The organism is Pseudoduganella dura (assembly GCF_009727155.1).
In the GTDB taxonomy this organism is placed as follows: domain Bacteria; phylum Pseudomonadota; class Gammaproteobacteria; order Burkholderiales; family Burkholderiaceae_D; genus Rugamonas; species Rugamonas dura.
Map to the genome: position 1 here is coordinate 1209598 of NZ_WNWM01000002.1, position 23022 is coordinate 1232619.

Here is a 23022-nt window from a genome sequence, read left to right on the forward strand (position 1 = left end):
AATACGACTATAGGAGCGCCTTCTGTAAATCGGCGTTAAGCCGCGTAAATATATTTCTCAAAGAAAATTATTTAATCGCCCGATGCATATCGGCACCCGCACCCGTGTCACAAGGAAGACCGCAAAGCCGGTCTTCGCAGGGTTCATTTCAATCGGCGCATCAGCATTTGCTTGTCCACCGGTCGCATGTCTCGACCAGCCCCCCACTCCACTCCAGCCATCCCCCGTCATACACGGCAATCTCCGGCCACCCCATCAGCCACGCATAAAAGAACGCCAACGATGCCCGCCAGCCGGTGCCGCAATAAAACGCGATGCGCTGTTCGGCCGTGATCCCTTCCAGCTGCCACATCGCCGCAATCCCGGCGGCCGGCCGCATCGTGCCGTCGTCCAGCTGATAAGCGGTCATGCTGTTGACGTCGCCATCGTCACCCGCCCTGCCCCAGAGCGCGCCGGGGATGTCGCCCCGCGCGGCGATATAACTGTAGCCCGACACCTTGCCCAGGAATTCCGCCTCGCTGCGGATGCTGACAAGCGCGGTGTCGTTCCGGCCGAGCAGCGCGCGGGCCTGCGCCATGTCGGCCAGGAACTCGGGATGCGCGGGAAACGAAATGCCGAAACCGGCAACCGGAGACAACGACCGTGACGGCCCCGCCTCGCAGGAATGGCCGCCCGCCTGCCACGCGGCGAATCCGCCATCGAGCAGGCGCACATCCGTCACGCCCGCATACAGCATCAGGTGCGCCACCCGCGCCGCGGCCAGGTTGTTACGGCCATAGAGGATGACTGTCGTGTCGTGGCGAATGCCGCGCGACAGCAGCACGCGCAGCAGCGCCTCGTCAGGCACCTTGTTCCAGAGGGGCGGCTCCTCGATTTCGCAGGTATCCAGGTAGCCGGCACCGGGAATATGCGACGCCTCGAAGAAGTGCACGGCACCGCACCCCGTTTCGATCAGCCGGCAACCATCGCCAAGGCCACCGTGCAAGATCAGTGCCGCCAGTTCGTTCGCGCTGACGAGTTGCCGCGCCCGGACCAGATCCGCGCGACAGCCAGCTGCAGGAGGTAGATGAACGGGATTCAATGCAATTGCCGGAAGTTGGCCGTAGGCGGGCACGAGTAAAGAAGGCAGCCATTATATCGCTGCGACAATTCAGCAGGGAAAATCGCCGTTCCGGGAAGCGCGCGGGTACTGACAAAACTGATCTCTACAACGAACAATGGCTTTACATATTACTTCCATGCAATTACCAATCGCTTTTTTCATGCTCTTTACAACGCAGTAAAAAATTAAGCTTGAGCAAAATAATAAATCAGCAATAGTATTGTTGAGTTCCATTGCTTAATTTATATCAAGAAATGCGAACTGCCGCTGGGGGAAGCAGCGGATCAAAAGGGATCATGACAAGAGACACAACAACAAGACCACCGAGTAGAGCAAACCAAGTCGCGAAAGGACATTGCATGAGAATCAAGCCGTTCACCCCGTCGAACCACGGCGGGTTGCAGCAGATGCGCACCGCGCCGGGCGTGAAATCCTCCCTGGCGCTATGTGTCGCCCTTGCCTTTACTGCCGCTGCGCCGATCGCGCATGCCGCGAAGGCGGAAAATCCGGCAGTGTCCGTCGAGCGCGCCGCGCCTCATTGGCAAAGCACCGCCATTCCGGCAGCCTCGCTGACCGTTGGCGGCGCGACGAAAACGCCGTCGCTGAAGCTCAAGCGTTTCCACGCCGCCACGCTGGACAAGCCGGGCATGAAGGGCCTGACCGCGGGTGCGCCGCTCGAACGCGGCGACGGCGAAGTTCCCAATACCCTGACCATCTCGCTGCCCCATCCGGACGGCGGCTACCAGCGTTTCGCGCTGGTCGAATCACCGATCATGGAACCGGGCCTGGCAGCCAAGCATCCCGATATCAAGACCTACCGCGGCAAGGGCATCGACGACCCCACCGCCACGCTGCGCATGGACATCACCAGGCTGGGCCTGCATGCTTCCGTGCGTTCGCCGAACGGCGGCTGGTATGTCGACCCCTATTACCACCTGGACGACAGCCTGTATGCCAGCTATCACAGCCGCGACCTGACGAACCAGCATGGCCCGCTCGTCGAAGCCGCACTGGGCGAAGCGCAGCTGACGCTGTCCCGCGGTTTCTACAAGGAAGGCGACAACGTCGAAGTGCGCGGCCTGAACTTCGCGCCGGGCGCGACCGTCAACATCACCGTGCGTACCGAGGGCGAGGAAGGCGCGCTGCAGACCGTGGCCGCCACGGCGGACCGCAACGGCGTCGTGTCGCTGACGCTGCCGGCCGGCAGCACCGGCTCCTTCGAGGTCGTCGCCAGCGATGGCCGCGCCACCAGCACCGCGTCGTACCACGTGGTCGAGGCCACCTCGGCCGCCAGCGCCACCACCGGCAACCAGCTGCGCACCTATCGCCTGGCACTGGTGACCGATCCATCGTATGCCACCTACTTCGGCGGCTCGGCCAACGTGACGGCCGCCAAGGTCACGCTGATCAACCGCGTCACCCAGATCTACGAGGACGAAACCTCGATCCGCCTGGTGCTGATCGAAGGCACCGATGCGCTGAACCTCGATACCGCCGCGCAGATGACCGGCACCAACGGTCCCTGCGGCGGCGCGGCCTGCTACACCACCGCGCAGGCCTCCGGCTGCGCCAGCTCCACGCTGCAGCGCAACCGCATCGTGACCGGCCTGCTGGCCGGCGCCAGCAACTTCGATATCGGCCACATCGCGTTCGGCCTGAACGGCGGCGGCGTCGCCAGCCTGGGTGTCGTGGGCGGCAATGCCAAGGCACAGGGTTGCACGGGCGTGCCGACGCCGGTGGGCGACTATTTCGCGGTCGACTACGTGGCGCACGAGATCGGCCACCAGTTCGCCGGCAACCACACCTTCAACGGCGTCACCGGCAGCTGCGCCGGCGGCAACCGCAACCCGGAGACCTCGGTCGAGGTGGGCAGCGGCTCGTCGATCATGGCCTACGCGGGCATTTGCGCCGCCGATAACATCCAGCCGCACAGCGACCCGTACTGGTCGCAGCGCAGCTTCGATGAAATCACCGCATACGTCACCAGCGGCGAGACGCCGATCAACGAAGTGCAGGCGGGCGTGCTGCGCAACTTCACCGCCGACGGCCAGCAATTCCAGGTCAGCTGGAACGGTAACCTGTCCGCGCCGATCGTGCGCGGCTCCAACTACACGACCGCCGGCGTTCGGGCGGCGATCCAGGCGATTTCGGGCTGGCCGGCCGGCGCCACCGTCACCATCAGCGCACTGACGAACAACGGCTTCACGGTCACGTTCGGAGGCACGCTGGCGGCCACCAATACCGCGCAACTGCAGCTGGTGAACTTCAGCAGCGGCGTTACCGGCTTTACCGGCGAAATCGCGGCCGGCGGCCTTACCACGCGCGGCGGCAGCATCGCATCGACCGGCAACAGCGTACCGCTGGTCACGACGGCGGCCAGCTACACGATCCCGGTGCAAACGCCGTTCGCGCTGACCGGCAACGCCACCGATGCCGACGGCGACACGGTCACCTACCTGTGGGAACAGAACGACCGCGGCGCGACGGCCGGCACGGCACTGCTGAACAACGTGAAGACGAACGGCCCGCTGTTCAGCCAGTTCGGCAAGCGCGCGGTGGTGTCCAGCACCGACACGATCAAGTACAACTCGCCCGGCCAGAACCACGTCACGACCGATCCGACCCGCGTGTTCCCCGACCTGGACCAGATCCTGGCGAACAACACGAACGCGGAAACCGGCGCCTGCCCGACCCCGGCCGCCACGCCGACCGCGGCCGACATCGAGTGCTACGCCGAGTTCCTGCCGACCCCCGCCTACGTGGGCCGCCCCGGCACGAACGCCGCCCCGGCGTCGCTGAACTTCCGGCTGACGGCGCGTGACGGCCGTGGCGGCATCAGCAGCGCCGACACGCAACTGGTGCTGGCGCCCGCGGCCGGGCCGTTCCTGGTCACGTCGCTCAATTCGGCCGCCACGGTCGATGCCGGCACGGCACAGACGGTCACGTGGAGCGTGGCCAACACCAACGCGGCCCCGGTCGGCGTCGACAGCGTGAAGATCTCGCTGTCCACCGACGGCGGCAAGACCTGGCCGCACACGCTGGCCGCCAGCACGCCGAACGACGGCAGCGCCGCCGTCACGTTGCCGGCCGTGGCGACGACGGCCGCGCGCGTCAAGGTGGAAGCGATCGGCAACGTGTTCTTCGACGTGTCGAACACCAACTTCACGATCCGCCTGCCGGGCGACGTCAACACGGACGGTGTCGTAGACTGTGCGGATATTGGCGTCCTCCGCGCCGCGTTCGGCAAGCGCACCGGCCAGCCCGGGTTCGATGCGCGCGCCGACGCGGTCGTCGATGGCGTCATCGATGCGCGCGACCTGAACTACGTGGCACGCCGCGTAACGTCGGGAACGTCCTGCAACTGACCGCTGCCCAGCTCCTCCAGTTCCGCTGGAGCGCCAACCGGCCGGATCGTCTCCGGCCGGTGATACCATATGACTGCCCGGACCGGGCAACTAGGAGAAACAACATGAGTGGATGGAAGAAATACCTGGGCGCGGCACTGCTGAGCGCGGCAAGCGTACAGGCCTACGCAGCGGCGCTGACTCCCGTGGTGTCGCCGAATCCGGCAACCGTGGGCCAGACTGTCGTGCTCGATATCCAGCTGTCGGACGTGACCGACCTGTACACCTACCAGTTTTCGTTCTCGTTCGACCCGAGTGTGCTGCAGGTCACGGGTGTGACGGCGAGCAACTTCCTTGGCGGCGAGACGTTCCCCGGCGACATCGACAATACGGCCGGCAAGATTTCGTACGCCGCGGGCACGCTGATCGGTCCGGTTCCCGGCGTGTCCGGCACCGGCAGCCTGGGCACGATTTCGTTCCTGGCCATCGGCGCCGGCAGTTCCGCGCTGACGTTCTCGGAAACGCTGTTCTTCAACTCCGGCGGCGACGACATCGCCACCAGCCTCAACAGCGCTTCGCTGCAGGTGAGTGCCGTGCCCGAGCCAGCAACGTACCTGATGCTGGGCGTGGGCCTGATCGGCGTGGCCGCGCTGCGCCGCCGCCAGCTGGCCGGCCGCGCCTGAGCGGCGACTGACCGAACCGGACGGGCCCGCACGGCCCGCGCGAAATTACCGGGCTGCCTTGTGCAGCCCGGTGCTTTTCCGGCGGTTGAAGTGCACGCATCGACTTCCGGCCGCAAAGCGCCTATGCTGATCTTGCCACTACCGGAAAGGAACAGCATGGACTCCGATGCCATCCTCGTTGCGATCCTCGCCTTCTTGTCGCATGGCGTGCTCGACTGGAGCGCGTGGGCGATCGCTGCCTGCACGCTGGCGCTGACGCATGTCACGATCGCCGCCGTCACCATCTACCTGCACCGCTGCCAGGCGCACCGCGCGCTCACGCTGCATCCGCTGGCCAGCCACTTCTTCCGTTTCTGGCTCTGGCTCACCACCGGCATGGTCACGCGCGAATGGGTCGCCGTGCACCGCAAGCACCATGCGCGTTGCGAGCTCGACGGCGATCCGCACAGCCCCGCCGTGTTCGGCATTCGCCGCGTGCTGGCGCAAGGCTCGGAACTGTACCGGATCGAGGCGGCCAACCCGGTCACCGTGGCGCAGTACGGCACCGGCACGCCGGACGACGCACTGGAACGCCGCGTTTATTCGCGCTTTCAGTGGCAGGGCGTGGGCCTGATGCTGGTGATCGACGTGCTGCTGTTCGGCGCCATCGGCGTTACCGTCTGGGCGGTGCAGATGCTGTGGATTCCCGTCACGGCGGCGGGCGTCATCAATGGCCTGGGCCACTGGTGGGGCTACCGCAATTACGACGGCCCCCATGCCGCCACCAATATCGGCCCGCTGGGCCTGCTGATCGGCGGCGAGGAGCTGCACAACAACCACCACACCTACCCCACGTCGGCGCGCCTGTCCTCGCGCTGGTTCGAATTCGACGTGGGCTGGCTGTATATCCGCTTGCTGCAGGCCGCCGGGCTGGCCCGGGTAACGCGCGTGGCGCCGCAGCCGCGCCGCGCGGCCGCCAAGCCGGTGGCGGACCTGCACACGCTGCATGCGATCATCGCCAACCGCCACGAAGTGATGGCCCGCTATGCGCGCATGCTGCGGCGGGCTTGCCGGCACGATGCGAAACGGCCGCACGCCGTCACGTTCGACAAACCCTTCCTGGCCCAGGTCTACCGCCTGCTGCGCCGCGATCCGGGCCTGGTCACGGACGAGCAGGCCGCCTCGCTGGCGCTGTTCCTGCGCCACCGCAGCGCCCTGTACAAGATGCAGCAGTTGCGTGCCGAACTGGCCGAACTGTGGCAGCGCCAGCACGCCGGGCCCGAGGAGCTGCTGGCCCACCTGCGCCAGTGGTGCGAACAGGCCGAACGTTCCGGCATCGGCATGCTGCGCGACTTCGCCGCCCGCCTGCGCAGTTACGCCTGACACGCGAGACGCCCGACCTCCAGCGGCCGGCTTCCGGCATGGCCGGGCCGCCGGTTACAATCGGCGGTCTCCCTCCGTTTTCCGCCTCGATGCCGCACACCCTCGCCGCCCCCTGCTCCGCCGAACTGCTGATCAAGAAAAGCCGCTTCCTCGCCTGCGTGCAGCCGATGACCGACCGCGCCGCCGCGCAGGCCGTGGTGGCGCGCCTGAAGGCCGACCACCCGGGCGCGGCCCACGTGTGCTGGGCGCTGCTGGCCGGCGGCCAGTCGGCCGCCGTCGACGATGGCGAACCCAGCGGCACGGCGGGCCGGCCGATGCTCGACGTGCTGCGCCACCAGGACCTGGAAGGCGTGCTGGCCACCGTGGTGCGCTATTTCGGCGGCGTGAAGCTGGGTGCCGGCGGCCTGGTACGTGCCTACACCGACGGGGTGGCGCAGGCGCTGCTGAAGGCGGAACGCATCGCAATCGTCAAGGAGTGCCGCCTCGCCTGCTCGGTGCCCTACGCGATGGAAGGCCTGATGCGCCGCGAGCTCGATGCCGCCGGCGCCACGCTGCTGGCGGTGGCCCATGGCCACGACGTGGCGCTGGAATTCAGCCTGCCGGAAGCCGCGGCAAAAGCCCTGGTGGCACGCCTCAACGAGAGCGGCAACGGGCGCATCGCCTGGGTTAAAGATTAGCAACAGGTTTATTATTTCTAGCAACTATTTCACGATTGCCTGTATAGTTCCGCCTCCCAATTCAAGGAGGCATCATGAGCATGGCAAATTACCCTACCGAGGCAACCACCGTCGGTTCCCTGGCAAACGGAGGGCGGTTTTCCAGCACGATCGCAACCGTTGGCGAAATGGACTGGATCCGGCTGGAGCTCGATCCTGACGATGCATACCGGTTTACCGCCACCACGGCAGCGGGAACCGAACAGGCCATCTACATCATCGACAGGGCGCAACCCGACTGGCCGTTGTCCACCAATGTGACAGACCATTTCACCTACAACCCGCTGGCCAATCCGTACACGTACATACAGCCCGGCCACCAGTACTTCCTGCGGGTCGACAGCGCAATTGCCACGGCATATACGATCGGCATGACAGCCGCAGCGGACGACTACGGCAACAGCAGCGCCTCCGCCCGGGTATTGGCTGCGGGTGGCACGGCGGATGCCTTCTTCGACTATGCCGGCGACAGGGAACACTACAGCGTTTCTGCAACAGCCGGCCTCACCTATACCGTGACCGTGACGGCGGATACGATGGAAGCCGATGCCTGGCTGCGCGCCTTCAACGACAGGGACGCTACTTACTCGCGGCCAGATGGCGGCAACGCCTATGGAGGGCAAGGCGGGACGACCGTTACCATGTCCTTCCTGGCCACCGAAACGCGCGTCTACGACATCACCGTGGGCATGCCGAGCTACTCGACGCCAGCCTCGCCGGTGCACTACCAAGTAGCGGTCTCGGCCGCAGACAAGACCGGGCCTGCGGTAGTCTCCGCCACCAGCACCATCGACGGCCCGATCCGCATCACGTTCGACGAAGGGATCCGCCTTGGCAGCGGCACGATTTCCCTGGACGGCACGACGTGGGACATCGCCAGCGCGGCCGTGTCTATCGACGGCAATACGCTGACACTCAAGCCCGGCTTCAACCTGATGCCCTACCGGAATCCTATCGTTAGCATCAGTGCAAGCGCGCTCACGGACCTGACCGGCAATATCCGGAAAGACAGCTATTCCGAGGGAAATCACACGACCGTGAAAGTCGACGGTGTCTCTGATGGCAACCTGGTCGGGTCAAGCACCGGCGACTATCTGGGCTCGACGCTGCAGGGCACCAATGGCGCCTTAGACGTGGCTATCTACGGAGGCAAGCCAGGCGATTACACGTTTACCATCGGCAATGGCAAGGTCGAGGTCAGCAGGCCATGGAGCAGCTACCGCGACCTGCTCATCGACGTCGAGCGCGTCTATTTCTCAAAGAGCGCCGATGTGATGGCGTTCTCGCTGGATGGCGACCTCGGCCAGCTCTACCGCCTGTACCAGGCCGCGTTCGACCGCACGCCGGACAAGGCCGGGCTCGGCTATTGGACGGGATTGCGCGACGACGGCATGGCGCTGCACGCCATCGCACGCGAATTCATCGCCAGCAAGGAGTTCACCGACCTGTATGGCGCGAACAGCAGCAATGCAGCGTTCGTCGAAGCGCTGTACGAGAACGCCCTCCACCGGCCGGGCGAGGCGGCGGGCGTGACCTTCTGGACCGGCGCTCTGGACCAGGGTGTCGACCGCGCCAGCGTGCTGATCGGATTTAGCGAAAGCGCCGAAAACCAGCAGCTCGCACTGGGCACGCTCGGCAACGGCTTCAGCTACACGCCGTACGGCTGAAACAGCGTCTCAGCTGGCGGCCGGTTGCGCCCGGACGACGCCGATCCAGGTGGCGCGATGCCACAGCGCCTCGAGCGGACCCTGCCGGTGGCGCCGCAGCCACCATGCCGAGAACAGCCCTTGCAGCACCGCCAGCGCGATGCCGATCAGCAGGCAAACGGTCGCGCCCGTGACCTGGTACAGGCCCAGACCGAAACCGTAGTAGAGCGCGGTGCCCACCACCGACTGCGCCATGTAGCTTGTCAGGCTCATCCGGCCGAGCGGCGCGAAGGCGTTCAGCGCGCGGGGGAAAGTGCCGCGCTGGTACAGCAGCGCGAATACGGCAACGATCGCCCCCATCAGCGCGAAATTCGACCATGACTTGGCGATCGCCAGCAGCGGCCGCCGCAGCGCTTCGCCGGCCACGGCCGCATCGATATTTTCCGTTGCAAGATAGAGCGGCACGAAACACGCCAGCGCCAGCACCAGCATGCGCCGCCAGAACAGCCGGTTGGCATCGGTCAGCGCGAACACGCCGGCGCGGCCGGCCAGCATGCCGAGCATGAACAGCGCGGGAATCTGGAAGAAGCGGCCGTTTTCCCAGCTCCACAGCACGGCCGCGGCCTTGCCGTTCGTGAAATTGCCGGCATAGGTCTGCAGCAGCGTGCCCTGCGTCATGTAGTCGTTGGCCCGGCCGAAATATGCCCAGGAGGCCGGGTCCGCCAGTTTCGCGTCCGGCCGCGGCAGCGCCTGCACAACATCGACCCAGAGAAGAGGCTGCAGCAACAGCAGCGCCGCGATGGCCAGCACCCAGCGGATGCCCAGCCGCGCCACCGGCAGCAGCGCGAACGACATCACCGCGTAGTACGACAGGATGTCGCCCTGGTAGAACAGCGAGTTGACGAGCCCGAATGCCAGCAGCAACAGCATGCGCCAGGCAAAGCGGGGCCGGAAATCCTCGCCGGCAGCGGCGCGGCGCCCGAACTGGATGGCGAACGTCACCCCGAACAGCAGCGCGAAGATCAGGTAGGACTTGCCGCTGAACAGGAAGAACGCGGTATCCCAGATACCCTGGTCCAGCGCCACGAGCCATGCCGGCTGCCCGGCCGGCCGGTGGTACAGGTCGAAGTGCTCGATGTTATGCAGCAACATGATCGACACGATGGCGAAACCGCGCAGCGCGTCGACGAGATCCAGGCGGGAAGTGGTGGGCGGCATCGCTGTCCTGTCGGGAGTGAACGGTGCCGACGATTGTCGATGAAATCGTTATCAATTACCAGCGGCAAATGCGCCCGGCACACCGGTGCCAGGCCGCGGAGCTGCAGGAACACTGACGCCGGCTTGTCGTCCGCTCACCGCCGCCGGGGATGCCGCCGCCGGGACGACGTGTTCTGGTCCTGCAGCATCGAATCGACCCGCGCGGATGCCGCGCGCGACAGGTCCAGCGCCAGCTCGATATCGGGGAAATACTCCGGCAGCCGGTAGCCCAGCCACGCGTAGGCGGAATACAGGCGGCAGGTATCCTCGACTTCCTGCAGCGTCATGTGGTGCAGCTGGTAGTTGTCGGCTTGCAGCCGCGTGACGCGCTTCTTCGACAGCGCCACGCACCAGTTTTCCCACGCGCGCTGCAGGGCCACCACCTTGCTCGACACGGGCACCAGCGACAGCGCGAATTTCTCGGCCACCGTCAGGGGCAGCGTGTCGAGCCACTGGGCGCGCTCCATCTGGTCTTCCGTGATGCGCGGGTAGAAGAAGCCGTCCGGCACGTCGATGTTGTGGATGAAGCGCTTGAGCAGCTTGGCGAGCGAGGTTTCCTGCGTCACCGCCGCGATCCGGTGCAGGTGTTCCAGCGTGGGCGCCACCGCGAAGCCGCTGCTGTTCAGCGGCACCGGCTTTTCCTTCAGCAGCGAGCGCATCACCTCGTGGCTGTCCGCGTCGTAGCCGGCGACCAGGCCCTCTTCATGGATGCCGTAGCGGCCAGCGCGCCCGGCGATCTGGCGTGCCAGCGGCGCCGGGATTTCCTCTTCCTCGACACCGTTGAATTTCACCGTGGAAGTCATCACGATGCGCTGGATCGGCATGTTCAGGCCCATCGCGATGGCATCGGTGCCCACCACGATGTCGGCCTCGCCGTCGCGGAAGCGCTGCGCCTGCGCGCGGCGCACCTCGGGCGACAGGTTGCCGTACACGGTGGCGACCGAATGGCCCATCTCCGCCACCATGTCGCGCCACATCAGCACATCGCGCCGCGAGAACGCGATCAGCGCGTCGCCCGGCCGCAGGTTCTTCACCTTGCGCACCGCGCCGTCTTCCATCGACAGCGGTCCCTTGCGTTTCATCACGTGCACTTCGATCGGGCATTCGAGCCGCTCGGCCAGCGCTTCCACCGCGCGGCGCGCTTCGGGCGCGCCCACCAGGTACACGGTGCGGGCCGGGGCACCGCACACGGCCGCCGTCCATGCGGCGCCGCGGTCGCGGTCGGCCAGCATCTGGATCTCGTCGATGACGGCCACGTCGACCGGGGTGCGGGTATCGAGCATCTCCACCGTGCTGGCCACGTGCGTGGCGTCTTCGGCGAGGCGCCGTTCCTCGCCGGTGACGAGGCTGACCGCCAGCGGCTTGCCGTGATGCGTCACCTCCAGCAACCGTTCATAGTTTTCCAGCGCCAGCAGCCGCAGCGGCGCCAGGTACACGCCGCTGGCCGCCTTGGCCAGCGCTTCCATCGCCTTGTGGGTCTTGCCGGAATTGGTGGGGCCCAGCAACGCGATGAACTTGCGCGGCAGCCGGCGCGCCACCTCGAACGAGGCGGGATATTCGGCCAGGTTGATGCTCTGGCGGGTGCGTTCCGCGTGCTGCTCCTCGCGCTGCCGCTCCACCGCGTGGCCCAGCCGCTGCCGGATCCGGTCGAACACCGCGCCGGCCGGCTCGGAGGTCTGCACATCGTGCAGCGTATGCAGGAAATCCATCGGCGCCAGGCCGAATTCCTCGCACTCGGCGGCCAGTTCGGTCACGAACGCGGCCGCGCTGTCATGCAGTTCGCGCAGCGCCCGCTCGTTCGAGCGTTCGCGGATCAGCGCCGCGCGCGCTTCACTGTCGAGCTTGCGCCATTTCGACGGCTTGGCCAGCACGCCCTGCGCCGGCACCAGCGCATACGGCACGCGCAGCCCCGCCGTCTCGACAGTACCGTCGAAGCGCAGGAACACCCTGCCCTCCAGCTTCATCAGCGCGATACCGCGCTGCGCCAGGCCGAGCTCGAGGCTCAACCGGTCGTCATCAAGTTCTTCAGTCATTGCCAACGCGAGGTCTGGATGGGGCCACGAGTATAGCTCGCCTGCCCCGCGGCCTGCAGCACATCAGGGAACAGGCCGGAACCTTGCCCCGGGCCCGGTTCACGTGGCGGGCACCGCTGCCGTCGATATGGAAAATCAGGCTGCCGGCACCGCCGCGCGGGGGGCGCTGTTCCGATCGACCGCCAGCGATATTGCCAGCACGGCGATGCCGCCCAGCGGCAGCAGCGCGCCCACCAGCGCCGTCGATTGCAGGCCGTAGCCCGCCGCGATCGTCAGGCCGCCGGCCCAGGCGCCCAGCGCGTTGGCGATGTTGAACGCCGAATGGTTCAGTGCCGCGGCCACCGTCTGCGCATCGCCGGCCACGTCCATCAGGCGCGTCTGCACGGCCGGCACCACGGCGATGCCGGTGCCGATCAGGAACAGGTTCAGGCCGGCCAGCCACAGGTTCGAGCTCGTCCAGGCAAACGCCGCCAGTACCAGTGCTTCCCAGATCAGCACGCCGAAGATCGTCGCTGTCTGGTTGCGGTCGGCCAGCCAGCCGCCGGCCAGGCTGCCCACCGTCATGCCCACGCCGATCAGGCCCAGCAGCACGGAGATCTCCAGCGGCGACGCGTGGGTGAGCTGCTGCAGCGTGGGCGTCACGTAGGTGTACATTGCGAACATGCCGCCAAAGCCGATGGCCACCATCAGCAGCGTGAGCCACACCTGCAGGCGGCGGAACACGCCCAGCTCGCCGCGGATGCTGGAATTGCCGGCCGCGATGAACGGCAGGAACACGAACACCATCGCCACGGTCAGCAGCGCCAGCGCGCCGACGATCGCGAAGGCCGAGCGCCAGCCCATCACCTGGCCCAGCCAGGTGGCCAGCGGCACGCCGAAGATGTTGGCGACCGTCAGGCCCAGCATCACCCGGCCGACGGCCTGGGCCCGCTTGTCGGGCGTGACCAGCGCGGCGGCGACCAGGGCGGCCACGCCGAAATAGGCGCCGTGCGGAATGCCGGCCACGAAGCGCGCCAGGATCAGCAGGCCGGGGGTGGGCGCCAGCGCGCCGAGAATGTTGCCGACGGCATACATCAGCATCAGGATCATCAGCATCATCCGGCGCGGCATGCGCGCCATGAAGATCGTGATCAGCGGCGCGCCCACCACCACGCCCAGCGCATAGGCGCTGATCATGTGGCCCATGGCGGGCAGCGTGGTGCCCAGGTCCTGCGCCACCAGCGGCAGGATGCTCATCGACGCGAATTCGCCGGTGCCGATGGCCAGGCCGCCGATGGCCAGCGCCAGCTCGGCCATGCCGGCGCCGCGCGGCGCGATGATGGTGGGGAGGTTTGAATCGAGGTGGGATGCTTCTTGCATGATGCCGCCGGAAAAATGAAGCCGGGCAGGATAGCATGGTGCGGAAAATCGTGCTCGAGGCCGCCACGGCAAGCAAATCCGATTGCGTTATTGAATCAACAATGCGACGATTCCTGTGCAATACGCTGTCTTGCACGATCAGCACCTCCCGCGTGCCGGGTCATTCCTCCTTGCGCGGCTATAATGGCGGCCACCGGCGGCAGGCACATCTTCGACCGCCCAGCACCCACATACTGATCAGCATGCATGGATAACAAAGACGAGAAGCGCCGGCAAGTGATTCGCGCGATGCTGGCACAGCCCGGCGGTGCGGACGCCGCGGACCGGCACCTGCTGCCCTGGCGCTCGCTGGCGGTACACCTGAGCCCCCTGATCGGCGAGATGGGATTCGGCGCCCTGTACGGGCGCACGGGACGCCTGCTGGCCCGGCAGCACGGCTGGCTGACCGCCGGCACGTCGTCGCAGACACTGGACGCCTTGTTCAGCGCACTGAAGGAAGACCTTGCCAAGGCGGAACCAGCGCAGGCGGCGCTGGCCAACGAAGCCCTGTTGACCACGTTTACGCGGCTGCTTTCCGAGCTGATCGGCGAAGCGCTGACAACACAACTGATCGATACCGCGTGGAACGGCGCACAGGCACCAAACAATGCAGGGGAGCAGAAGTAAATGACCGACAAAGTGAGTTTGGGATTGCTGGAGACCGGTGTGCCGGGGCTTGACACCCTGCTGGGCGGCGGATTGGGCGAGTATTCCTTCAACCTGATCGCCGGGGCTCCCGGCAGCGGCAAGACCACGCTGGCGCACCAGATGATGTTCGCGCTGGCCACGACCGAACGGCGCGCGCTGTTCTTCACAGTGCTGGGCGAACCGCCGCTGAAGATGCTGCGCTACCAGCAGCAGTACAGCTTCTTCGAACTCGACAAGGTCGGCGGCGCGATCCGCTACGTGAACCTGGCCGATGACCTGCGCGGCGGCGATTTCTCCGGCGTGCTCGAACGCATCATGCAGGAGGTGGAGGCGTTTTCGCCCAGCCTGGTCTTCGTCGATTCGTTCCGCTCGGTGGCGCAAACGGCCAGGAGCGGCAGCGAAGGCATCGCCGACCTGCAGCACTTCATCCAGGAACTGGGCACGCGGATGACCAGCTGGCAGGCCACCACGTTCCTGATCGGCGAATACGTGCATGTCGAGGCCGAGGCCAATCCGATCATGACGGTGGCCGACGGCGTGCTGTCGCTGGCCCAATCCCAGCAGGACAATTCGATCGTGCGCAAGATCCGCATCGTCAAGATGCGCGGGCAGGCGCACATGGCCGGCATGCACACGTTCCGCATCAGCGATGACGGCGTTCGCATCTTCCCGCGCGTGCTGCCGCCACTGGCCGCGGACCGCCTGCCCGGCGTGCCGGTGGACCGCGATCCGCGCCGCGTTTCCATCGGCGTGCCGTCGCTCGACACGCTGCTGCACGGCGGCATCCCGCAGGGTCATTCGATTCTCGTCAGCGGACCCTCCGGCTCCGGCAAGACGATCCTCGGCACCCAGTTCCTGGCCGAGGGCGTGAGACAGGGCGAGAAAGGTGTGGCCTGCTATTTCGAGAAAGGCACGGCGCGGCTGCGCAATGCCGCGCTGGCCGAGATGGTGCAGGCCGGCCATGTGCGGATCGTGGAAAGCCGCGCCCTCGACCTGACCGCGGACGAATTGCTGGAAGACCTGCTGGCTGCGATCGACGAAACGGGCGCGAAGCGGGTCGTCATCGATTCGCTGTCCGAATTCCTGCTGTACCTGGCGCCGGAATTCCGCCGCGAATTCCGCCTGACCGTGTTCCGTATCCTGTCGAGCCTGGCAAAGCGGGGCGTCACCGTCATCCTCACGATGGGCACCGAGGACCGTTTCACCGAGCTGCGCTTTTCCGATTCCGAGATCGCGTTCCTGGCCGACGGCATCATCGCCACCCGCTACGTCGAGATGGCAGGCGAGCTGACGAAGGTGATCTCGGTCGTCAAGCTGCGCGGCTGCTCGCACAGCACCGCGCTGCGCGCGTTCCGCATCACCGACGCCGGCATCGAGGTCGACGATACCCGGGTGCGCTTCGACGGCATGCTGTCGGGCCACCCCTCCGCGCAGTCCGACGGCAGTTAGACGATGGCGGACCTGGAGCAGCAGCGCGACGACGATCCGCGGGACGTGGCGGAGCTGCGTGTCGCGCTGCGGCAGGCCCGCTTCGAAAACGACCTGCTGCGGGAGGCCAACACGCACCTGGTGCAGGCCACGGTCAATGCCCAAACGCTGCAGGACGAAGCGGAAGCAGCCAACCAGCGCCAGAACGAGTTCCTGGCGATGCTGGCCCACGAACTGCGCAATCCTCTGGCGCCGATCAGCATGGCGGCGGCAATGCTCGAACGCATGCCCGCCCCGAGCCCGGAGCTGGTCGCGCTGCGCAGCGTTATCAGCCGCCAGACCGAGCACATGGCCCGCCTGCTCGACGACCTGCTCGACGCGGCCCGCATCAGCAGCGGCCGCATCACGCTGGACGTGGCGCCGGTCACGCTGGCGGACGTGGTCGAACGTGCCGTCGAGACCGTGCAGCCCCGCATTGTCGAACGAGGGCAACGGCTGGCGGTGCGCCTGACGGCGCCGGACCTCACGCTGAACGGCGACCGGGTGCGCCTCACGCAGGTGTTCTCGAACCTGCTCGCCAACGCGTCCAAGTACACGCAGGACGGCGGCCAGGTCACGCTGGAAGCCGGCGCAGGCGAAGGAGAAGGCCGCGTGCTGGTCACGGTCAGCGACAACGGCACCGGCATCGCCGCCGACGTGCTGCCCCATATCTTCGACCTGTTCACCCAGGGGCCGCGTTCGCTGGCCCGCTCCGAAGGCGGCCTCGGCGTGGGGCTGAACGTGGTGCGCAACCTCGTGCACATGCACGGCGGTACCGTGCTGGGCCACAGCGCCGGCCCCGGCCTCGGCAGCATCTTCACGGTGGACCTGCCCTCCGGCGCGCCGGTGGCCGCCGCACCGCAAGACGCTCCGTCGGCGCAGGCTGCCCACGAGGCCTGCCGGGTATTGCTGATCGAGGACAACGTGGACGTGTGCGACACGCTGAAAGGCTTCCTGGAACTCGATGCGCACGAGGTGACAGCGGCCTACGACGGCGTTGCCGGCCTGGCGCAGGCACAGGCGGGCGGCTTCGACGTGCTGATCTGTGATATCGGGCTGCCGGGTCTCGACGGCCTGGAAGTGATCCGGCGCCTGCGCGCCGGCGGCAGCAGCCTCTATGCGGTAGCGCTGTCAGGCTACGGCCAGGCGCAGGACCGCGCCAATGCGATCACGGCCGGCTTCGACGAATACCTCGTCAAGCCGGTGCGGCCGGACAGTTTGCTGGCATTGATCGATTCGGAAGGCTGCCGGCAGCGCCGGCAGCGCTGAACCGGCGGTTCAAGGCCGGCAGCGGTTCAGGCCGGCATCACCGGCCGGGAACTGCACCGGCCGGTGACCGGCATCATGCCTTCTTCAGCGAGGCGGAAACCGGCAGCTTGCGGATACGCTGCCCAGTGGCTGCGAAGATCGCATTGCACAGCGCCGGCGCGATGCCCGAAGTGCCCGGTTCGCCGATGCCGCCCGGTTCGTCCCGGCTGGCCACGATGTGCACTTCCACGCGCGGCGCCTCGTTCATGCGCATGATCCGATAGTCGCCGAAGTTCGACTGCACCACCTTGCCGCCATCGAGCGTGATCTCGCCCCACAGCGCGGCGGTCAGGCCGAACACAATGCCGCCTTCGAGCTGCGCCACGATGCCGTCGGGGTTGACCGGCTGGCCGCAATCGAGCGCGGCGACGACACGGTGGACGGTCACGTCGCCATCCGGCCCCACCGACACCTCGGCGATCTGCACCATGTAGCTGCCGAACGCGAACTGGGCGGAAACGCCGCGGCCCACCTTGCGGCCGGCGATTGCTTTTAGTGGTTTATTCCAGCCGGCCTTCTGCGCGGCCAGGTTCAGCACGCCCAGCAGCCGCGGCGACTTGTCCAGCAGCGCGCGGCGGTAGGCCACCGGGTCCTGCTTCGCCGCATGGGCCAGCTCGTCGATGAAGCTTTCGACCACGAACACATTGTGCGTGGGCCCCACGCCGCGCCAGAACGCGGTGGGCACCGGCGGCTCGTGGCGCAGGTATTCCACGCGTAGCTCGGGGATCGAATACTGCAGGTCGGCCGCGCCCTCCACCGCATCGGGATCGACGCCGTTCTTCACGGCCGGCGGCGCGAAGCGCGCCATGATCGAGGAGCCCGTCACGCGGTGGAACCATGCGTGCGGCATGCCCTTGTCGTCGAGCTTCGCGGCGAGGCGGTCCAGGTAATACGGGCGATACATGTCGTGCTGGATGTCTTCCTCGCGGGTCCAGACGAACTTCACGGGGCCCGGCTTGGCCTTCACCTTGGCAAAGGCCACGGCCTGCGTCACGTAATCGACCTCCAGCCGGCGGCCGAAGCCGCCGCCCAGGTAGAAGTTATGCACCTTCACCTTTTCCAGCGGCAGGCCGGTCAGCTTCGCGGCGGCGCCCTGCGCCAGGCTGGGCACCTGGGTGCCGCAATACAGGTCGCAGCCGTCGGCGCGCAGGTCGACCGCGCAGTTCATCGGTTCCATCGTCGCATGCGCGAGGAACGGCGCCTCGTAGATCGCCTCGATCTTGCGGCCCGCTTTCGAGTCGCCTTCCAGCTCCTTGAGCGCGTTGCCCTTGTCGGTGGCGACGGCACCGGCGCCCTGCGACTTGGCCATCATGTCGGCCACGATCGACGCGGTCGTCACGCCGGCATTCGCGCCGGCTTCCCACTGCGGCGCCAGCGCCGCCAGGCCCTGCTTGGCGGCCCACATGTGATCGGCCACCACGGCCACCGCACTGCCGATCTTCAGCACTTCGCGCACGCCCGGCACGGCCAGCGCCTTCGGGTCGTTCGAGGCGATCAGCTTGCCGCCGACGACGGGGCTGGCGGCCACGGCGGCGATGCCCATGCCCGGCAGCTTCACGTCGATGCCGAACTGCGCGGTGCCGTCCACCTTCGGCGCCGAGTCGAGGCGAGCATGGTTCTTGCCGATCAGGGTGTACGCGCCCGGGTCCTTCAGCGTCACCGTTTTCGGCGCTTCCAGCTTTGCCGCGGCATCCACCAGTTCGCCGAAATGCAGCGTCTTGCCCGCGGCATTCGTGACGGCGCCGTTGGCCACGCGCAGCGTATCGGGCGCCACGTTCCACGTTTGCGCGGCGGCCTGCACCAGCACGGCGCGGGCGGCGGCGCCGGCCTCGCGCAGCGGCTTCCAGGCGCCGCGGATCGATGTCGACCCGCCCGTCACCTGCCCGCCCAGCAGCGGGTCGCTGTACAGGTTGTTGTCGGCCGGCGCATGCTCCAGCTTTACCTTCGCCAGGTCCACGCCCAGTTCCTCGGCGATCAGCATCGGGATCGACGTGTAGGTGCCCTGCCCCATCTCGACCTTGTGCATGACCAGCGTGACCAGGCCCTCGCGGTCGATGCGGATGAAGGCGTTCGGCGCCAGCCCGGGCGCGCGCTCCGACACCGCGGTGGCCGCGTGGCCCACCGCCTTCTCGGACGGCACTTCCTGGCGGTCGCTTTCCTTGCGGTTGCAGCCGGGCAGCACGAAGGCGACCAGCAGGCCGCCACCGGCGGCGGCGCCCACGCGCAGGAAACGGCGGCGGCTCGGGGAAATATCGTTCATGAATCCCATCGCGGTCTCCTTACTTGGCAACAGTGTTGGCGACAACCGCGGTGCCCGCGGCGATCTTGATCGCGGCGCGGATCCGGCCATAGGTGCCGCAGCGACAGATGTTGCCGGACATGGCGTTGTCGATGTCCGTATCGGTCGGCTTCGGCGTGGCGGTCAGCAGCGCGGTGGCGGCCATCACCTGGCCGGACTGGCAGTAACCGCATTGCACCACGTCGATCTTGCGCCACGCTTCCTGCACCCTGGCGCCGACCGGGTCCTGGCCGATCGCCTCGATGGTGACGATCTTCTTGCCCGCCGCGGCGGACACCGGCGTGACGCACGAGCGGATCGCCTGGCCGTCCAGGTGCACGGTGCAGGCGCCGCACAGCGCGACACCGCAGCCGAACTTGGTGCCGGTCATCCCGGCCACGTCGCGCAGGGCCCACAGGATGGGCATATCGTCCGGCACGTCGAGCGTCTTGTCGGTGCCATTGATGTTGAGGGTGGGCATGCGGGCTCCTTCTTTCTGTTGATGGTGATACAGCTGGCACAAAACGTGTAACTATAGGGCAATGACGGCGATCATGTCGTCCCAATGATAGACTCGCATCGCCTTCCAGCCAATTAAACTTCAGTATTAGATGACCGACCGCCGCCGCTTCCTGATCAACGCCCCGCTCGGCCTGCTGGCCGCCACCGCCACTGCCACCGGCACTGGCATTACAACCGCCGCCGCTGCCGCCGAACCGCCGCCCACGGCGGGTGCGCCACCCACCTTCGGCACGCTGCCCGCCGACGGGCCGCAGGTCACCGCCGCCACGTTCGCCGAGGCGGAAAAACTGCTGCAGGTCGCGCTGACGCCGGCGCAGCGCCAGATGGCGGCGCAGGCCTGGCCCACGTCGCTGGCGGGGCTGGCGAAACGCCGCACCGGACCGGCCAGGGTGCCGCTCGATCATGACCTGGTACCGATGTCACGTTTCGATCCGCTGCTGCCGGGCACGCAAGCCGGTCCGGCACGGGCGCGCTTCGTGCGCGGCTTCGCGGATCCCGGCCCGCTGCCGGCGGCCGATGCCGATATCGCCTACGCCAGCGTGGCGCAACTGTCGCGCTGGATCGAAGCGGGCAAGCTCAGTTCCGAACGGCTCACGCAGATCTACCTGGCGCGCTGCCGGCAGTTCGATCCGCGGCTGCGCGCCATCATCACGCTGCTGCCCGACCAGGCGCTGGAACAGGCGCGCGCGGCGGACCGCGAGATCGCCGCGGGCCGCTACCGCGGACCGCTGCACGGCATTCCCTACGGCGTGAAAGACCTGCTGGACACGGCGGGCATCGCCACCACCTGGGGCGCCGAGCCGCTGAAGGACCGCACCCCGGTGACCGATGCCGCGGTCGTCACGCGTTTGCGCGAAGCCGGCGCCGTGCTGCTGGCCAAGCTGTCGCTGGGCGCGCTGGCGATGAACGACATCTGGTTCGGCGGTCAGACGATGAACCCGTGGCTGCCGGAAGAAGGCGCGTCCGGCTCGAGCGCCGGCCCCGGTGCCGCGATGGCGGCGGCGCTGGTGGCGTTCACCATCGGCAGCGAAACCGGCGGCTCGATCGTCAGCCCCAGCATGCGCTGCGGCGTGACGGGCCTGCGGCCCACGTTCGGCCGCGTGCCGCGCACCGGCGCGATGACGCTGTGCTGGTCGCTCGACAAGCTGGGCCCGATGACGCGCTCGGTGGAAGACGCGATGCTGGTGCTGCGCGCGATCGGCGGCCCGGATGCCGGCGACCTGGCCAGCGTGCCGGCGAAGCTGGACTTCGATCCGGCCGTTCCGGTGCGCGGCCTGCGCATCGGCTACCTGCCCGAGTGGCTGCGCGAAGCCACGGACGTGGACCGCGCGGCGCTGGAACTGGCGAAGAAGGCCGGCATGAAACCGGTGCCGGTGGCGCTGCCGGACTGGCCCTACGGGTCGCTGAACACGATCCTGTTCGCCGAAGCGGCGGCCGCGTTCGAGGAATGGACATTGACCGGCAAGATGGAGCAACTGTCCGAACAGACGCCGGACGCCTGGCCGAACCTGCTGCGCGAGGCGCGCTTCCTGTCCGCCGTCGACTTCGTGCAGGCCGACCGGATGCGCCGCCTGGTGGCGCAGCGCATGGCGCAGATTTTCGCGCAGGTGGATGTGCTGCTGGTGCCTTCGCTGCGCGACGAGATGCTGGTCATCTCGAACCATACCGGCCACCCGTCGCTGACCCTGCGTACCGGCTTCGTGCAGGTGAGCGAGGCGCGCAGCGACTGGGCGCCCCACCCTTCCCGCCCGCTGGCGAAGTTCGCGCCGCCGCGGCGCGTGCCGCACGGCGTCACGCTGATCGGCCGCCTGTTCGACGAGGGCACGCTGGCGCGCGCCGGCATGGCGCTGGAACGGCTGGCAGGGGTCGCCAGCGAGCGGCCGCCCGGCTTCTGATCCGGCTTCCGGTCTTCCGCCGCCGTTTTACCCCGTTTCGCGGCGCCGGGCACCGGTTTCGTCGCAACCGGCTGGCCCGGCCGGCGGACCGGCAGCATGATGGCTCCGTCAACCCAACCAGGAGCCATCATGCTGCAACAGATCGTCGCCCACACTCCCATCCACGTCTGGCTGCTGCTGGCCTTCCTGGCCTGGCGCGGCATCGCGGCCAGCCGCGACGGCGAAGTGCCGCTGCGCCGCCTGGCCGTGCTGCCGGTCGTCATGCTGGTGTTGTCGCTGCAGGACATGGCCGGCCGCTTCGGCCTGCACGGCCTGCCGCTGGTCCTGTGGCTCGCCGGCGCCGGGATCGGCATGCTGGCCGCCTGGCGCATCACTTCGCCGGCGGCACCCGGCAGCGCACCGGGCATGGTGCTGCAACGGGGCAGCTGGCTGCCGCTGGCGCTGATCATGGCCATCTTCGCGGCGAAGTATACCGTGGCCGTGCTGTGCACCGTGCGGCCGGAACTGGCAACGCAAACCGGGTTTGCCTGCGCCACCTGCGCGCTGTACGGTGTCTTCAACGGTTTGTTCGCCGGCCGGGCGCTGCGTTGCCTGCCGCTGCCGCGCGCATTGCGGACTGCAGTCAGCCGCTGAGGCACGGCGCCTGCGCGGTGCACGATGCCGGCGGCGGCACCACGCCTGCCGGGCGCGCGGTCTCAGGCCACGTTTTCATCCTCGGCCTTCGCCTCCCGCATGGCCTGCGGTTCGAGATGCTCGGCGCTGACATTGAGCCAGATGAAGCCGCCCCACGCGAGAAGCAGCGCGGCCGCGCAGCCACCGATCACGCCGGCGTTGACCAGCAGTTCGGGGTGGCCATGCAGCGATTCGAACGCCGCCACCAGGCACTCGATCGACAGCGATACGACGACGACGATCAGGAAGCGCGACAGGAAGCGCCGTACCCGGGTCGGCGTGCTGATGCTCGTTTCCCGCTGCACTTCTTCTTCCAGCACGGTCTGCCCCAGCTCGAAGGCGGCGACGGCGATCGTCAACAGGCCGATGCACTCGAGGATGCGCACGAAGCGCGGCGGCGCTTCGGCGTCGACCGCGGCCGTCAGGGCTTCCCAGATTTCCCAGCCGGCCATGCCGACCAGCGCGGTGCCGCAGACGAAGAAGAAGATGGACACGGCGATGTAGCCGGCGCCAAACAGTTTCAGCATGAATTTCATTATGTTCCACATATATCGATATGCGGCAATATTCTCACGCTTGCCGGCCGGCAGTCGCACGCGAGCGACCGGACTTCGGTAAAATTCGTCAAAGCAATGCCCACACGATGGTTTGTCAATCGGGCGTGAACTGATTACCAAACTTTATTACCCCT

General features: G+C 67.2%; 17 protein-coding genes. 10 read left to right on the forward strand and 7 right to left on the reverse strand.

Annotated elements, in window-relative coordinates:
• Positions 1–160: 160 nt before the first annotated feature.
• Positions 161–1081, reverse strand: coding sequence for a sulfurtransferase (locus GJV26_RS05535; RefSeq protein ID WP_216643110.1), 921 nt, complete (start codon positions 1079–1081; stop codon positions 161–163).
• 380 nt (positions 1082–1461) lie between these two features.
• Between GJV26_RS05535 and GJV26_RS05540 the strand changes: the two genes are divergently transcribed.
• From GJV26_RS05540 to GJV26_RS05560, 5 genes are all read left to right on the forward strand, one after another.
• Positions 1462–4467 carry a reprolysin-like metallopeptidase gene (locus GJV26_RS05540; protein WP_229419182.1) on the forward strand — a complete coding sequence of 1002 codons (3006 nt, stop codon included), beginning with the start codon at positions 1462–1464 and terminating at the stop codon, positions 4465–4467.
• Positions 4468–4571: 104 nt separating this feature from the next.
• A complete protein-coding gene (locus tag GJV26_RS05545; protein ID WP_155707952.1) occupies positions 4572–5129 on the forward strand; it encodes a cohesin domain-containing protein in 558 nt (185 codons plus the stop codon).
• A gap of 171 nt (positions 5130–5300) precedes the next feature.
• On the forward strand, positions 5301–6491 hold the full coding sequence (locus GJV26_RS05550) for a DesA family fatty acid desaturase (RefSeq protein WP_189442234.1): 1191 nt from the start codon (positions 5301–5303) through the stop codon (positions 6489–6491).
• Positions 6492–6580: 89 nt separating this feature from the next.
• Positions 6581–7168 (forward strand): IMPACT family protein, encoded by a 588-nt coding sequence (locus GJV26_RS05555; protein WP_155707954.1) that lies wholly within the window; start codon positions 6581–6583, stop codon positions 7166–7168.
• Positions 7169–7242: 74 nt separating this feature from the next.
• Complete coding sequence (locus GJV26_RS05560) at positions 7243–8874, forward strand: DUF4214 domain-containing protein (RefSeq protein WP_155707955.1); 1632 nt, start codon at positions 7243–7245, stop codon at positions 8872–8874.
• Between the two features lie 9 nt (positions 8875–8883).
• On the opposite strand, the gene GJV26_RS05565 is transcribed toward GJV26_RS05560, so the two are convergent.
• From GJV26_RS05565 to GJV26_RS05575, 3 genes are all read right to left on the reverse strand, one after another.
• Positions 8884–10071, reverse strand: coding sequence for a DUF418 domain-containing protein (locus GJV26_RS05565; protein WP_155707956.1), 1188 nt, complete (start codon positions 10069–10071; stop codon positions 8884–8886).
• 134 nt (positions 10072–10205) lie between these two features.
• Entirely contained in the window at positions 10206–12143 is a 1938-nt protein-coding gene (locus GJV26_RS05570) for a helicase-related protein (RefSeq protein ID WP_155707957.1), read from the reverse strand.
• 135 nt (positions 12144–12278) lie between these two features.
• Positions 12279–13502 (reverse strand): MFS transporter, encoded by a 1224-nt coding sequence (locus GJV26_RS05575; RefSeq protein ID WP_173346156.1) that lies wholly within the window; start codon positions 13500–13502, stop codon positions 12279–12281.
• A 246-nt stretch (positions 13503–13748) separates the two neighbouring features.
• Here GJV26_RS05575 and GJV26_RS05580 point away from each other — a divergent pair, with 246 nt between their 5' ends.
• The 3 genes from GJV26_RS05580 to GJV26_RS05590 are packed head-to-tail and all read left to right on the forward strand — an operon-like array spanning position 13749 to position 16925.
• Complete coding sequence (locus GJV26_RS05580; protein WP_155707958.1) at positions 13749–14168, forward strand: hypothetical protein; 420 nt, start codon at positions 13749–13751, stop codon at positions 14166–14168.
• The gene (locus GJV26_RS05585) at positions 14169–15638 is read left to right on the forward strand and encodes an ATPase domain-containing protein (protein ID WP_155707959.1); all 1470 of its coding nucleotides are present in this window, start codon (positions 14169–14171) and stop codon (positions 15636–15638) included.
• Positions 15639–15641: 3 nt separating this feature from the next.
• A complete protein-coding gene (locus GJV26_RS05590; RefSeq protein WP_155707960.1) occupies positions 15642–16925 on the forward strand; it encodes a hybrid sensor histidine kinase/response regulator in 1284 nt (427 codons plus the stop codon).
• 73 nt (positions 16926–16998) lie between these two features.
• Here GJV26_RS05590 and GJV26_RS05595 read toward each other — a convergent pair whose 3' ends face one another.
• Complete coding sequence (locus GJV26_RS05595) at positions 16999–19233, reverse strand: xanthine dehydrogenase family protein molybdopterin-binding subunit (RefSeq protein WP_216643111.1); 2235 nt, start codon at positions 19231–19233, stop codon at positions 16999–17001.
• A 10-nt stretch (positions 19234–19243) separates the two neighbouring features.
• The gene (locus GJV26_RS05600) at positions 19244–19723 is read right to left on the reverse strand and encodes a (2Fe-2S)-binding protein (protein ID WP_155707962.1); all 480 of its coding nucleotides are present in this window, start codon (positions 19721–19723) and stop codon (positions 19244–19246) included.
• 130 nt (positions 19724–19853) lie between these two features.
• On the opposite strand from GJV26_RS05600, the gene GJV26_RS05605 reads away from it, so the two are divergent.
• Both GJV26_RS05605 and GJV26_RS05610 read left to right on the forward strand, forming a co-directional pair.
• Positions 19854–21659 (forward strand): amidase, encoded by a 1806-nt coding sequence (locus GJV26_RS05605; RefSeq protein ID WP_155707963.1) that lies wholly within the window; start codon positions 19854–19856, stop codon positions 21657–21659.
• Between the two features lie 129 nt (positions 21660–21788).
• A complete protein-coding gene (locus tag GJV26_RS05610) occupies positions 21789–22292 on the forward strand; it encodes a DUF6622 family protein (protein WP_155707964.1) in 504 nt (167 codons plus the stop codon).
• 62 nt (positions 22293–22354) lie between these two features.
• On the opposite strand, the gene GJV26_RS05615 is transcribed toward GJV26_RS05610, so the two are convergent.
• Positions 22355–22858, reverse strand: coding sequence for a hypothetical protein (locus GJV26_RS05615; protein WP_229419183.1), 504 nt, complete (start codon positions 22856–22858; stop codon positions 22355–22357).
• Positions 22859–23022: the final 164 nt, after the last annotated feature.

Bases quoted from the DNA above. Each gene is read 5' to 3' on its own strand.
- GJV26_RS05540 (WP_229419182.1), top strand. From the start codon at position 1,462: ATGAGAATCAAGCCGTTCACCCCGTCGAACCACGGCGGGTTGCAGCAG.
- GJV26_RS05545 (WP_155707952.1), top strand. From the start codon at position 4,572: ATGAGTGGATGGAAGAAATACCTGGGCGCGGCACTGCTGAGCGCGGCA.
- GJV26_RS05555 (WP_155707954.1), top strand. From the start codon at position 6,581: ATGCCGCACACCCTCGCCGCCCCCTGCTCCGCCGAACTGCTGATCAAG.
- GJV26_RS05560 (WP_155707955.1), top strand. From the start codon at position 7,243: ATGAGCATGGCAAATTACCCTACCGAGGCAACCACCGTCGGTTCCCTG.
- GJV26_RS05565 (WP_155707956.1), bottom strand. From the start codon at position 10,071: ATGCCGCCCACCACTTCCCGCCTGGATCTCGTCGACGCGCTGCGCGGT.
- GJV26_RS05570 (WP_155707957.1), bottom strand. From the start codon at position 12,143: ATGACTGAAGAACTTGATGACGACCGGTTGAGCCTCGAGCTCGGCCTG.
- GJV26_RS05575 (WP_173346156.1), bottom strand. From the start codon at position 13,502: ATGCAAGAAGCATCCCACCTCGATTCAAACCTCCCCACCATCATCGCG.
- GJV26_RS05580 (WP_155707958.1), top strand. From the start codon at position 13,749: ATGGATAACAAAGACGAGAAGCGCCGGCAAGTGATTCGCGCGATGCTG.
- GJV26_RS05585 (WP_155707959.1), top strand. From the start codon at position 14,169: ATGACCGACAAAGTGAGTTTGGGATTGCTGGAGACCGGTGTGCCGGGG.
- GJV26_RS05590 (WP_155707960.1), top strand. From the start codon at position 15,642: ATGGCGGACCTGGAGCAGCAGCGCGACGACGATCCGCGGGACGTGGCG.
- GJV26_RS05595 (WP_216643111.1), bottom strand. From the start codon at position 19,233: ATGGGATTCATGAACGATATTTCCCCGAGCCGCCGCCGTTTCCTGCGC.
- GJV26_RS05600 (WP_155707962.1), bottom strand. From the start codon at position 19,723: ATGCCCACCCTCAACATCAATGGCACCGACAAGACGCTCGACGTGCCG.
- GJV26_RS05605 (WP_155707963.1), top strand. From the start codon at position 19,854: ATGACCGACCGCCGCCGCTTCCTGATCAACGCCCCGCTCGGCCTGCTG.
- GJV26_RS05610 (WP_155707964.1), top strand. From the start codon at position 21,789: ATGCTGCAACAGATCGTCGCCCACACTCCCATCCACGTCTGGCTGCTG.
- GJV26_RS05615 (WP_229419183.1), bottom strand. From the start codon at position 22,858: ATGCTGAAACTGTTTGGCGCCGGCTACATCGCCGTGTCCATCTTCTTC.